The sequence below is a fragment of the Nonomuraea sp. NPDC003560 genome (assembly GCF_042878785.1).
Lineage (GTDB): Bacteria > Actinomycetota > Actinomycetes > Streptosporangiales > Streptosporangiaceae > Nonomuraea.
The window spans coordinates 267521-279650 of sequence record NZ_JBIAOF010000005.1 but is presented as its reverse complement, the minus strand read 5'-3'; the positions used below and the strand labels follow the sequence as shown (position 1 = coordinate 279650).

The 12130-nt window shown below is 73.3% G+C and carries 11 protein-coding genes; 6 read left to right on the top strand and 5 right to left on the bottom strand.

What is annotated here, in order from left to right; genetic code table 11:
* Positions 1–20: 20 nt before the first annotated feature.
* Genes ACFYUV_RS21935 through ACFYUV_RS21925 form a run of 3 tightly spaced genes read left to right on the top strand, consistent with a single transcriptional unit; the run spans position 21 to position 2976 of the window.
* Positions 21–1271 (top strand): extracellular solute-binding protein, encoded by a 1251-nt coding sequence (locus ACFYUV_RS21935; RefSeq protein ID WP_387670895.1) that lies wholly within the window; start codon positions 21–23, stop codon positions 1269–1271.
* Complete coding sequence (locus tag ACFYUV_RS21930) at positions 1268–2158, top strand: carbohydrate ABC transporter permease (RefSeq protein WP_387670893.1); 891 nt, start codon at positions 1268–1270, stop codon at positions 2156–2158. Before ACFYUV_RS21935 ends, ACFYUV_RS21930 begins: the two co-directional genes overlap by 4 nt.
* Positions 2155–2976: a carbohydrate ABC transporter permease gene (locus ACFYUV_RS21925; protein ID WP_387655483.1), complete on the top strand. Its 822-nt coding sequence runs from the start codon at positions 2155–2157 to the stop codon at positions 2974–2976. The genes ACFYUV_RS21930 and ACFYUV_RS21925 overlap by 4 nt, the downstream gene beginning before the upstream one ends.
* On the opposite strand, the gene ACFYUV_RS21920 is transcribed toward ACFYUV_RS21925, so the two are convergent.
* Positions 2947–4053: a winged helix DNA-binding domain-containing protein gene (locus ACFYUV_RS21920; protein ID WP_387670891.1), complete on the bottom strand. Its 1107-nt coding sequence runs from the start codon at positions 4051–4053 to the stop codon at positions 2947–2949. The two genes, ACFYUV_RS21925 and ACFYUV_RS21920, sit on opposite strands and share 30 nt — an antisense overlap.
* A 50-nt stretch (positions 4054–4103) precedes the next feature.
* Positions 4104–5234, bottom strand: coding sequence for an alpha-hydroxy-acid oxidizing protein (locus ACFYUV_RS21915; protein ID WP_387670889.1), 1131 nt, complete (start codon positions 5232–5234; stop codon positions 4104–4106).
* Between the two features lie 82 nt (positions 5235–5316).
* On the opposite strand from ACFYUV_RS21915, the gene ACFYUV_RS21910 reads away from it, so the two are divergent.
* Positions 5317–6984 (top strand): protein kinase, encoded by a 1668-nt coding sequence (locus ACFYUV_RS21910; RefSeq protein WP_387670887.1) that lies wholly within the window; start codon positions 5317–5319, stop codon positions 6982–6984.
* A 13-nt stretch (positions 6985–6997) separates the two neighbouring features.
* Here the strand turns inward: ACFYUV_RS21910 and ACFYUV_RS21905 are convergent, their stop codons facing one another.
* From ACFYUV_RS21905 to ACFYUV_RS21895, 3 genes are all read right to left on the bottom strand, one after another.
* Complete coding sequence (locus ACFYUV_RS21905; RefSeq protein WP_387670885.1) at positions 6998–10228, bottom strand: protein kinase; 3231 nt, start codon at positions 10226–10228, stop codon at positions 6998–7000.
* A 105-nt stretch (positions 10229–10333) separates the two neighbouring features.
* On the bottom strand, positions 10334–10888 hold the full coding sequence (locus ACFYUV_RS21900) for a GNAT family N-acetyltransferase (RefSeq protein ID WP_387670883.1): 555 nt from the start codon (positions 10886–10888) through the stop codon (positions 10334–10336).
* 12 nt (positions 10889–10900) lie between these two features.
* Positions 10901–11410 carry a shikimate kinase gene (locus tag ACFYUV_RS21895; protein ID WP_387670882.1) on the bottom strand — a complete coding sequence of 170 codons (510 nt, stop codon included), beginning with the start codon at positions 11408–11410 and terminating at the stop codon, positions 10901–10903.
* A gap of 38 nt (positions 11411–11448) precedes the next feature.
* Here ACFYUV_RS21895 and ACFYUV_RS21890 point away from each other — a divergent pair, with 38 nt between their 5' ends.
* Both ACFYUV_RS21890 and ACFYUV_RS21885 read left to right on the top strand, forming a co-directional pair.
* Positions 11449–11730: a hypothetical protein gene (locus ACFYUV_RS21890; RefSeq protein WP_352319513.1), complete on the top strand. Its 282-nt coding sequence runs from the start codon at positions 11449–11451 to the stop codon at positions 11728–11730.
* A 13-nt stretch (positions 11731–11743) separates the two neighbouring features.
* Positions 11744–12127 carry a ChaB family protein gene (locus ACFYUV_RS21885; protein WP_364330157.1) on the top strand — a complete coding sequence of 128 codons (384 nt, stop codon included), beginning with the start codon at positions 11744–11746 and terminating at the stop codon, positions 12125–12127.
* The last annotated feature ends 3 nt before the right edge of the window (positions 12128–12130 follow it).

Genomic DNA, 12130 nt, shown 5'->3' with positions numbered 1-12130 from the left:
TGTCTGCGCAGGAGGTAATAGTGAAGTTTCTTTACTTTGCCGCGGCCGGAGCGGCCCTGCTCACGCTGGCCGCCTGCGCCCCCTCGACCGCTCCCGCCTCCGGCGGCGGCGACGAGGGGACGGGGACGCTGCGCGTCTGGCTGTTCGACGAGCCCAACCGGGCCCCCAAGGACAAGGTCGTCAACGAGGCGATCAGGGAGTTCACCGCCGCGCACGCGGACGTCAAGGTCGAGGTCACCTACATCCCCACCACGCCCGCCCGGCACGAGAAGTTCAAGGGCGCCTTCAACGACCCGGCCAGCTCCCCGGACGTCGCCGAGTACGGCAACACCGACCTCGCCGAGTACGCCGCCGCCGGTGGCTTCGCCGACCTCACCGCCGACCTGAAGGGCCTGGACCTGACCCCCGACCTGGTCAAGTCGGCCTCCGTCCAGGGCAAGCAGTACGGCCTGCCCTGGTTCATCGGCATCCGGGCCCTCTACTACCGCACCGACGTCTTCGCCGAGCTGGGCCTGAAACCGCCCACGTCCATCGGCGCCCTGACCGAGGCCGCCCGCACGATCCGCAGGAAGAAGCCCGACCTGTACGGCATAGCCGTCGGCGGCGAGTACACCTTCGGCGCCCTGCCCTTCGTCTGGGACGCCGGCGGCGACATCACCTCGCTCGACTCGCCGCAGTCCCGCAAGGGCGTCAAGGCGTACACGGACCTGCTGACCGACGAGATCTGCCCGCCGCAGGCGTGCGTCTCGCTGACCGGCGGCAAGACGGTCGAGCTGTTCGCCGGCGGCAAGGCCGCGATGGGCATACTCGGCAACTTCAGCCGCTCGGCCGTGGACGCCGGCGCGGCGGCCGGCAAGTACGCCGTCGTCCCGCTGCCCGGCGCGGCCGAGGGCTCGATCGCGCCCGCCTTCGCCGGCGGCAACAACCTGGGCGTGCTGAAGAACGCCGGTCACCGCACCCTGGCCGCGGACTTCGTCAAGCTGCTGGGCGGCAAGGCGTACCAGGCCAAGATGTACGACGCGATGGGCAACCTGCCGACGCTCACCTCGGCCCGCGACGAGCTGGCGGCCAAGGACCCGTTCGTCAAGCCGTTCCTGGACACGGTGGCCAAGGGCACCCGGTTCGTGCCGATCGACCCCGCCTGGGTGAAGATCGACAACGGCAAGGTCATCCCCACGATGCTGCAGAAGGTCGCGACCGGTCAGTCCACCGTCGAGCAGGCCACCGCCGAGGCGGCCGCGGCCGTCAAGACCGCCTTCGGCCGCTCGTGAGCCGAGGTACGACCGTCCGCCGCGGGCGCCCCTGGCTCTACCTGCTGCCCGCGGCGGCCGTGCTGGTCCCCATGTTCGGCTATCCGGTCTACATGCTGGGCCTGCTGTCGGTCTTCGACTACCGGCAGGCGCAGGTCAGCGGCGGGCAGCCGAGCACGTTCGTCGGGTTCGGCAACTACGCCGCGCTGCTCGGCGACCGGCGGTTCTGGGAGGTGCTGGCCCAGACCGTGGGGTTCGCGGCGGCGCTGGTCGTCGCGACGCTGGCGGTCGGCGCGGCCCTGGCCGTGCTGCTGACCAGGACCGGGCCGCTGCCGCGGACGGCCCTGTCGCTGGCCGCGCTCGGCGCGTGGGCGGCCCCCGCGATGACCGGCTCCACCGTGTGGATGTTCCTGTTCGACGCCGACCTCGGCCTGGTCAACCAGGTGCTCGGGACCGACGGGTTCAACTGGTTCTACGACCGGTGGGTCACCTTCGGCGTGGTCGGCGCGACGGTCGTGTGGCACTCGTTCCCGCTGGTGATGATCACCCTGTACGCGGGCATCCGGGCCGTCCCCGCCTCGGTGCTGGAGGCGGCCGCGCTCGACGGCGCCTCGGCCTGGCAGGGGTTCTGGCGGATCATCGTGCCGATGTTGCGGCCGCTGGTCACGATCGTGGTCATCCAGTCGGTCATCTGGGACTTCAAGCTCTTCACCCAGATCTACGTGATGACCAACGGCGGCGGCGTGGCCGGGCAGAACACCGTGCTCAACGTCTACGCCTACCAGATCGCCTTCGGCTCCTCCGAGTACGGGCTCGGCTCGGCCGTCGCGGTCGTCATGACGCTGATCCTGCTGGTGATCACCCTGTTCTACATCCGGGCGCTGCGGCGCAGTGGGGAACGACTGTGAACCGACGACGTCTTCTGCCCAACGCGGTCGCGCTGGTGGTCGCCCTGCTCACCGCGTTCCCGCTCTACTGGATGGTGTTGTCGGCGCTCAAGCCCGCCGGGGAGATCCAGTCGCTGGAGGTCAGGCCCTGGACCTCGCACCCGACGCTGGACAACTTCGTCCGGGTGCTGACCGGGGAGAACTTCGCCCGCTACCTGCTCAACAGCGCGATCGTGGCGCTCGTCGTGGTCGTGCTGTCGGCCGGGGTCGCCTTCCTCGCGGCGGTGGCCGTGACCCGGTTCGCCTTCCGGTTCAGGACGACCGTGCTGATCATGTTCCTGGTCGCGCAGATGGTGCCGGTCGAGGCGCTGACGATCCCGCTGTTCTTCGTGGTCCGGGACCTGGGCCTGCTCAACACGCTGGCCTCGCTGGTGGTGGTGCAGCTCGCCTTCACGCTGCCGTTCGCGATCTGGATGCTGCGCGGGTTCGTCGCCGGGGTGCCGGAGGCGCTGGAGGAGGCGGCGATGATCGACGGGGCCGGACGCGCGACCGTGCTGTGGCGCATCCTGTTCCCGCTGGTCGCGCCCGGCCTGGTGGCGACCAGCGTGTTCTCCTTCATCACCGCCTGGAACGACTTCGTCTTCGCGCGCACCTTCATCGTCTCGGCCAAGGACAACCAGACCCTGCCCGCGGCGCTGCTCGTCTTCTTCAAGCCCGACGAGAACGACTGGGGCGGGATCATGGCCGCCTCGACGCTGATGACGATCCCGGTGCTGATCTTCTTCGTGGCGGTGCAGCGGCGGCTCGTGTCAGGGCTTGGAGGGGCGGTCAAGGACTGAGACGTCGTGCTCGTCGTCGGGGGCGAGGAACTCCAGCAGCAGGCGGGCCTCCCGCTCGACCTCGTCCGGCTCGGCGATCGGCGTCCACTGGTGGACGTTCAGCGTGGAGACGCCCTTGGCCCTGGTCACCGTCCAGTCGCCGGCGGTGACGCCGTCCACCAGGATGATCCGGGGGATCACGTTCGTGCCCATGAACGACCCCTGCATGACGGCCGCGCCGCGCTCGCTGATCACCCGCGAGCGGTCGGCGTGCGACAGGAACAGGTTGTCGAAGTCGTACATCAGCCGCACCGGCGCCGGGACGTCCTCCGCCGGCCGGACGGCCTCCGGCAGGTCGTACAGGGTGCGGCCGGCGGCGTCCCGGAAGCGGACCAGGTCCATGGACTCGACGACCTCGCCCAGCCTGGTCAGGCCCGACCAGGTCTGCGCGTCCTGCACCGAGGCCGGGCCGAAGGCGGCCAGGTAGCGCCGGACCAGCTCGGCGGGCGTCATCGGCGGCGCCTGCGCCGGGCCCAGCCACGACTCGGCGGTGGTGTGCGCGACCGGCCCGCTCCTGCCCCACAACCCGCGCGGCGGCACCTGGACCAGCGGCAGCAGCCAGCGAACGCCCTGGCCGAGCGCGTGCTGGTCGTGCTCCGGCCACCGCTCGGCCAGCGCCCGCCCGAGGTCGGCGAAGGTCATCGCACGCTCCTCCAGCAGCGCCCGGCCGGTCGCGGCCAGCTCGTCCAGGTCGACGCCCGCCAGCCGCCTGCCGAACGTCGTGCGCGTCATGCGCTCGGTGACGGCCTGCAGCAGCGGCCGCATGGCCAGGCAGTCGCGGGCGGTGACCAGGTGGATGGTGGAGCGCTGCAACGCGATCCGCACCAGCTCGCGGCCGGCCAGCAGGCCGGAGACGTCCTCGGGCTTGAGCCCCTCGATGCGGTTCCACAGGCCGACGTACCAGGTGTGGGGGGTCTGGGCCTGGAGGCCGCCGAGCCGCTCGACGACCTCCTGCACGCTGCCGCCGCCGCGGCGCAGCAGCAGCTGCCGGTCGAGCGTGGCCCGGTTGAGCGCGCGCTGGGAGATGAGGGGATCCATGGGGACAAAGGTAGGGGTAATCGCGGTCACTTCCGGACCTCGATGTGCACTCAGGCGAGCGCGTCAGGGCCCAGTTCGTCGGTCGTGGAGTAGCCGGACAGGGCGAGCGTGATGTCCAGCTCGCCCAGCAGGCAGCGCAGCACGTGCTCGACGCCCGCCTGCCCGCCCAGCGCCAGCCCGTACAGCACCGGACGGCCGACCAGCACGGCCCGCGCGCCCAGCGCGAGCGCCTTGACCACGTCGGCCCCGGTCCGCACGCCCGAGTCGAACAGCACCGTCAGCCGGTCGCCGACCGCCTCGGCGATGCCGGGCAGCGCGTCGAGCGCGGCCAGGGCGCCGTCGACCTGGCGGCCGCCGTGGTTGGACACCACGATCCCGTCCACGCCGTGCTCGGCGGCCAGGCGCGCGTCCTCGGTGCTCATGATGCCCTTGAGCACGATCGGGCCGTCCCAGTGGTCGCGCAGGAACGGCAGGTCGTCCCAGCTCAGGCCCGGGTTGGGGAACATGCCCGCCCAGTGGGCGACCGGGTTCTCGACCCCGGCGAAGTTCGGGTCGCTCAGGTAGTTGGCGATGCCCGTGCCGGCCAGGAACGGCAGGAAGCCGCGGTCGAGGTCGGCCGGACGCCAGCCGAGCAGCGTCGTGTCCAGCGTGACCACCAGCACCGAGTGGCCGGTCGCCCTGGCCCGGCGCAGGAAGCTCAGGCACACGTCCCGGTCGGTCGGGTAGTAGAGCTGGTACCAGCGCGGCGCGTCCCCGCCCGCCGCCGCCACCTGCTCGAAGTCGTGGGCGGCGGCCGTCGAGTGCACGTACGGGACGCCGACCGCGGCCGCGGCCCGCACGGTGGCGAGCTCGCCCTCCTCGTGCGCCAGCGTCTGCACCCCCATGGGCGCCACCAGCACCGGCGCCGCCATCCGGGTGCCCAGCACCTCGCACGACAGGTCACGCTGCCGCGCGACGCCGCGCAGCATCCTCGGCACGATCCGGCGCCGCTCGAACGCCTCCAGGTTGGCCCGCGCGGTCGAGCCGCTGCCCGCGCTCGGCACGATGTAGCCCAGCGCCTCGGGCGGGAGCACCCGCCCGGCGGCGCCCTCCAGGGCCGACAGATCGGTGGTCAGCTCCGGCGTACGGCCTTCGAGCATGCCCGTCAGGTAGATGCCGAGCTGGTGATCGCCTGCGTTCATGGCGCCCATCCAACCAGCCCGCCCGTCCCCGCCGCGACCACCCTGATGACGGCGACCACGACGCGGCCCTACGCTGCTTCCCATGCACAAACGCGTGATCGACAACCGCTTCGAGCTGACCGAGAGGCTCGGCGGCGGTGGCATGGGCCTGGTGTGGCGCGCCTGGGACACCGCCCTCCACCGCGAGGTCGCGCTGAAGGAGGTCCGGCCGCCCGATCCCGCGTTCGAGGAGCACGACCCCGAGGCCGCCCGCGAGCTGCGGGCCAGGGTGCTGCGCGAGGCCCGCGCGCTGGCCCGGCTGAACCATCCGCACGTCGCCACCATCCACCACATCGTCGATCCGGGCGGCGACGGCTACCCGTGGATCGTCATGGAGCTGGTCACCGGCGGCTCGCTCGCGGACCGCCTCGCGCGCGGGCCGATGACGCCCTGGGAGACCGCCCGGCTGGGCCGCGAGGTGCTGTCCGCGCTGCGCGCCGCGCACGCCGTCGGCATCCAGCACCGCGACGTCAAGCCCGCCAACGTGCTGCTGCGCGAGGACGGCCGCTCGGTGCTCACCGACTTCGGCATCGCCGCCGTGCGCGAGTCGACCAGCCTGACGGCGACCGGGTCGTTCATCGGCTCGCCCGAGTACATGGCGCCCGAGCGCATCAACGGGCACGAGGGCGACCCCGCCTCCGATTTGTGGTCGCTCGGCATGCTGCTGTACGTGGCCGTCGAGGGCCGCCACCCGCTGCGCAGGAGCACCACGCTGGCGACGCTGGCCGCCGTGCTCAACCAGGACGTGCCGCCGCCGGAGCGGGCCGGGCCGCTCGGTCCCGTGCTCGGCGCGCTGCTGCGCCGCGACCCGGCCGGCCGTCCCGACGCCGAGACCCTCGACCGCATGCTCGCCGCCGCCGCCGACCCCGGCTCGCCCCCGCCCGCCTACCCGCCCCCCGCCCCGGGCCCGTTCCACCATGGCCCGCCGGCTGGGGCCACCGTGCCGCCCGGGGCGCGGCAGGGGGCCACAGTGCCGCCCGGGGCGCGGCAGGGGGCCACAGTGCCGCCCGGGGCGCCGCGGCCCTGGGGGCCGGAGCCGTCGTTCTCGCAGGCCGGCACCATGGCGTCGCGCCGCGCCCGCCGTTCGCCGGTCGCCGCCGTGACGGCCTCCGTGGGCGCGCTGGCGGTGACCGGCGTGCTGGTCTACACGCTGCTGCCCGGCGTGCGCGGCGCGACGGAGCCGACCCAGCCGAACACGCCGCAGATCACCCCGGTGGAGACCACCGACGTCGAGGAGCCGAAGGCGAGCGAGGAGCCGGAGCCGCAGCCGGAGAACCTGCTCACCGCCGACGGCATCCGCACCGCGATCAAGGCGCTCAAGCCGGTCATGGGCGGCACCAAGGTCGTCCGGATGGTCGTCTACCCGACGTACATCTCCGCCGAGGCCCCGGTCAAGGGCGACCCGGCCGTCTACGACCGCTACGCCTACCGCGACGGCAGGGCCACCCGCGAGGGCACCGGCTCCACCATCCGCACCCCGGTCGTCGACCTGGCCAAGTACAACTGGGACGCCCTGCCCGGCCTGCTCAAGAAGGCCCAGAGCGTCCTCGGCGTGCGCAAGCCCACCTCGCGCTACCTCATCGTCGATCCGAACTTCGTCTTCACCAGCACCAAGCAGGTGCTGCTCGTCTACATCAGCGACGCCTACCGCACCGGCTACCTGGTGGCCGACCCCCAGGGCAGGGTGCTCAAGACCTACCCCGCCTCCTGACCGGCCGCCCGGCTCAGCACCCGCCCTGGTAGCCGCTCTCCGGGATCAGCCGGCTCCACTCGTCCTGGCTGAGCGGCCCGCCCGCGCGGGCGCACACCTCCTGCGCCGTCAGCGCCGGGTCCACCGGGCTCTCGCGGACGCTGCCGTCCGCCGCCACGCCGCGCAGCCTGCGGCCGTCCTGGCTGAAGGCCAGGCCCTCGGCCCACGACCCGACCTGGCCGACCTCGCGCAGCGTGCCGGCGTCCCACAGGGAGGTGCGTTCCGCGTCGATCGCGAGCAGGTCGCCGCCGGGGGAGAAGCGCAGGTCGCGTACGGGGGCCGGGCCGGTCTCGACCGAGCCGGCCCGCTCGCGCCCGCGGACGTCCCACAGCTCGACGCGTCCGCCGCCGAGCCCGAGCGCCAGCGTGCGGCCGTCGGGGGAGAAGGCGAGCGCGGTGGGCCGGACGGCGGCCGGGGCCAGCGGGGTGACCTCGCCGGTACGCAGGTCGAGCAGGTTCGTGCCGGAGGCGAGCGTCGAGCCGTCGGGGCTGAAGGCCATCGCCAGGTCGCCCGCACCCGCGTAGGCCCTGATCCGGCGGCCGGCGCGCACGTCCCAGGTCTCCAGCAGCCGGCCGCGCGCGGTGGCCAGCGTGTCGCCGCCAGGGGACAGGGCCACGGCGGGCACGTCGCCGCCCGCGTCGATGACGGCGACCCTCCTGCCGCCCGACGCCTCCCAGACGGTGACCGGGTCGCCCGCCACGGCCAGCAGCCTGCCCGCCGCGTCGAAGGCCACGTCGCCGGTGGCGGCGATCTCGGCCAGCGGCTTGCGCGCCACCACGTCGGTGAGCCGGATGGCGTTCCCGACGTCCTTGGCCGCCACCCGGCCGTCGCTCGACAGCGCGGCGGTGCGGACGCCGGAGGAGGGCGCCGGCAGCCCGGAGACGTCGAGCGAGACGACCGAGCCCAGGCCGCTCAGGTAGCGCAAAGTACGGCCGTCGGCGGAGAAGGCCAGGTCGCCGTGCTGGTCGCCGCGGAAGCGGTAGGCGCCGGCCAGCCGCCGCTCGGCCACGCTCCACAGGCGCACCTCGTCCCGGCCGGGGAGGGCGAGCAGGCTGCCGTCGGGGCTGAACACGGGCGTGCCGGCGGAGCCGTCCGCGGGCATCGCCGCGTCGCCCGCCTCCGCCGCGAACGCGGTGGCGGCGGTTCCGGTCGCGGCCTCCCGCGGCGGCCCGGCGCCGGGCGTGAGGAGGGTCACGCCGTCGCGGCCCGCGACGGCCAGGGTGCGGCCGTCGGGGCTGAACGACAGGGGCGGCGCCGACCGGTCCGGCCCGGTCTGCGGCCGGACGGTGAACTCCCGCTCCTTGGCCCGGCCGGGCAGCGACCAGAACTCGACCCGCCCGTCCAGGTCGGAGACCGCGGCCCGGCTCCCGTCGCGGGACACCGCCACCCGGCGGTCGAGCACGTCGAGCAGCACCTCGGCGCCCCGGTAGACCCTGGTGCGGTTGCCGCTGGTGATCGTGTACGTCCCGGTCGCGGGGGCCCGGCCGGTGGCCACCTCGACGGGCTGCCCGCCGGGGCTCTCGGCGTACCGGCCGTCGTCGCTCAGCGCGGCGCTGCCCTCGGGGAGCGCGTGCGCGGCGAGCTGCCGGCCGCTGCGCACGTCCCAGACGGTCAGCGTGCGGTCGCGCCACCTGACCAGCTCGTCGCCGCGCAACAGGTAGCCGGCCCGCTCGTCGGCCGCGGGGTCGGTGAACACGCCCAGCTCCGGCTGCGCCAGGGAGGCCTGCAACGCCACCCGCGCCTCGAAAACCGGCGACAGCCGCCAGGCCGCCACGCTCAGCCGCATCGCCGTACGCGGGTCGGAGGAGCGCAGCGCCTCGGCGCGGGCGGCCACGGCCCGCGCGTTGGCCTCCAGGAGGTGTCCGCGCAGTTCCCGCTCGCCGTTGAGCGAGACGGCGGACATCGACACCGCGACGGCGAGGGCGGCGGCCAGGGTCGCCATCGAGGGCCGCAGCAGCCGCCTGCGCTGCTTGGACATGGCCACGCTCGCGCCGATGAAGTCGCGTTCGAGCTGGCTGAGGCGCAGGTGGCGGCGCTTGGCCGCGGCCCAGCCGAGCGCCGTGTCGAGCCGGTCGCCCCGGTAGAGGTACGTGTGCCCGCGCCGGTGGCGCGACCACCGGCCGGCCGCCAGGCGCAGCTCCCGGTGGACGACCAGCCCGTCCTGCTCGTCGGCCACCCAGCCGCGCAGGCGTGGCCAGGCCCGGTAGAGCGCGGCGCTGGCCGGCGCCACCCGGTCGTCGCGCACCGCCACGAGCTTGCCGACCGCGGTCTCGGTCGGCGGCACCCGCACGCTGCGGCGTACGAGCAGCCCGGCGTCCATCAGCGGGGCCAGCACGCCGCCCTCGTCGTGGGGGTCGTCGCCGTCCATCAGGCGCAGCAGCAGGCCCGGCACCGCCTCCTGCTGGCGCGGCGTGAGCCCGGCGTAGACGCGCTCGGCCAGCTCGCCGAGCGACCGGTGCCCGGCCACGCCCGCCGGCGGGCGCAACGCGGCGGGGTCGGCCTCGACCAGCAGCTCGTCCGCCGCCGGGCGGGCGGCGGGGTCTTTGGCCAGCGCCCGCCCGACCAGCTCGCGCAGCCCGTCGGGCAGGGCGCTCAGGTCGGGATCGACGGTCAGCAGCCGGTGCAGCACCGCGCCGAGACTCCGCCCGGAGAACGGATCGCCGCCCGTGGCCGCGTAGAGCACCACGGCCCCCCAGGAGAAGACGTCCGTCGCCGTCTCGTGGCCGCTGCCGGTCAGGATCTCCGGGGCCAGGTACGTGCACGTCGCCCCCAGCGACCCGCCGACCGCCACCCCCATGTCGATCACCTTGGGGCCGCCCGCCGCCAGCAGCACGCTCTCCGGCCGCAGGTCGCGGTGGGTGAGCCCGGCCGCGTGCAGCGCGCGGAGCGCCCCGGCCAGCGCGCCCGCCAGCGCCGCCAGCTCCTCGCCCCGGTACGGCCCGTGCCGCTCGACCGCCTGCCGCAGGTCGGGCCCGTCGACGAACTCGCTCACCACGTAGGGAATGCCGTGATCGACCCCGGACGCGACCACCTCCGCCAGATGCGGGCAGCTCACCCGCGCGACCGGCTCGACCTCGACCCGGGGCACCTTCACCGCGTAGCGGCGGCCCTCGTCGTCGTAGGCGTCGTAGACCACCCCGCGCGCGCCCGCGCCGAGCCGGGCGGCCAGCCAGAAGCCGCCCAGCCTCTCGGGATCACCAGGCACCAAGCGCATCGTCACTGATGCTTAGATGCGCCGGACCGGCCGTTGGTTGTCGGTGAACGACCACAGGTCCCCCGCGCGCCTCGGGGGACCCATGCGTCATGATCATTATGCCAGGCTTCTGGATCTTGACTGCCACTCCGGCCGCAGCACCGACATCGTCACGGAGTCGTGCCACTCGCCCTCCCACAGCAGGGTGTCGCGCTGCACGCCCTCCTCCACGAACCCGATCTTCTTGTAGACGTGCCGCGCCCGGTCGTTGAAGGTGAAGACGCCGAGGCCGACGCGGTGCAGCGGCGTGGTGGCGAAGGCGTGGCCGAGGACCAGCTCGATCGCCTCGGTGCCGTAGCCCTTGCCGAAGACCCGGGCGCCGATCAGCGCGATCCGCAGGTTGCACGACAGGTTGTGCCGGTCGAGCTCGTTGAGCACGACCTCGCCGACGTACTCGCCGCCGGCCATGACGGCCAGGTCGAGCCGGTCGGCGTGCTCGCCTCTCGTGCTGTACCACTGGCGGGCCACCTCGTGGTCGACCTCGCCGTGCGAGCCCGTCAGCCGTTGCACCTCCGGATCGCTGATCAACGTGATCAGGCCCTCGACGTGCTCGAGGCCGACCGGGAGCAACGTGACGCGCTCACCCGTCAAAGTGGGTTTCTCGGCGAACATCCCCTCTGGGTATCAGTCCTGCTGATCGGCGGGCAAACCCATTTTCCGCAGGGCCGCGTCGCGCACCTCCTCGGGGGTCAGCACGCCGACGTCGCACGTCAGGTCCGCCACCTGCTGGAAGTAGCCCTCCCGCCGGGCCCGCATCGCCGCCGGCTGGAACTCGGGACGGTGCGCGCCCGAGCTCATGCGCCGGGCCAGGACGGCGTCGGCGGCGTCCACCCAGACCACGAACGCCTCGCGCAGCGCCTCGCGCACCCGGGGGTCCTCCACGGTGCTGGCCGCCGCCGCGATCACCTTCGGCTCGCCCGCCAGCGCCGCCAGCACGTGCTCGGCCTCGTACCGGTGCAGCGCCTCGGCCCCTTCGCGGACGGCGATCTGCGCGGCCGTGCCGCCGTGCTCCTTCTCCAGGAACGGGTCGCTGTCGGTGAACGGCATCCCCAGCGCGGTGGCGAGGAGGCGGCCCGCGGTCGTCTTACCCGATCCCATCAGCCCGATCACCACGACTGGTTTGTTTTTCGACATGTGGATAGAGGTTCCTTCGTGTCAAGGAGGTAAATCTGATGACCATCGCCGGAAGCATCATCCTCATCATGCTCGGTGCGATCCTCACCTGGGCCGTCGAGTTCGACCTCGCCGGTCTCGACATCAACGTCGTCGGCGTCATCCTCATGCTCGGTGGCCTGGCGGGGCTGCTGTTCGGCATCTACCGGATCAGCGTCACCCGCAGGGCGGTCGGCCCGATCGACGAGCCGGTGCACCGGCACGAGATCTACGAGGAGCCGGAGACCCGCAGGACCACGGTGTACGAGGAGCGCCGCCACTACGACGAGCCGCCGCTGTAGGAGGTGAATCGACATGCCAGCCGTTGACGAGCTGCCGTCGACCATCAAGCGTTCGCCGAAGAAGGCACAGAACACGTGGATCAAAGCGCACGACTCCGCCGTGAAGGAGTACGGAGAGGGACGGCGCGCGCACATGACCGCGTTCGCCGCACTCAAGCACTCCTTCGAGAAGGTCGGGGACCACTGGGAGCCCAAGGGGCAGAAGGGACCGTCCGACAAGGGCGCGACCGACCGCTCCGGCAGGACCCAGGAGGGCGTGGACGCCAACGCCAGCAAGGAGCACTTGCAGGGCGTGGCGTCCAGGCTCGGGGTGCGCGGCCGATCCAGGATGACCAAGAAGGAGCTGGTGGACGCCATCAAGAAGGCCAACAGGAAGGCCACGGCGAAAGCCCGCTAGTTC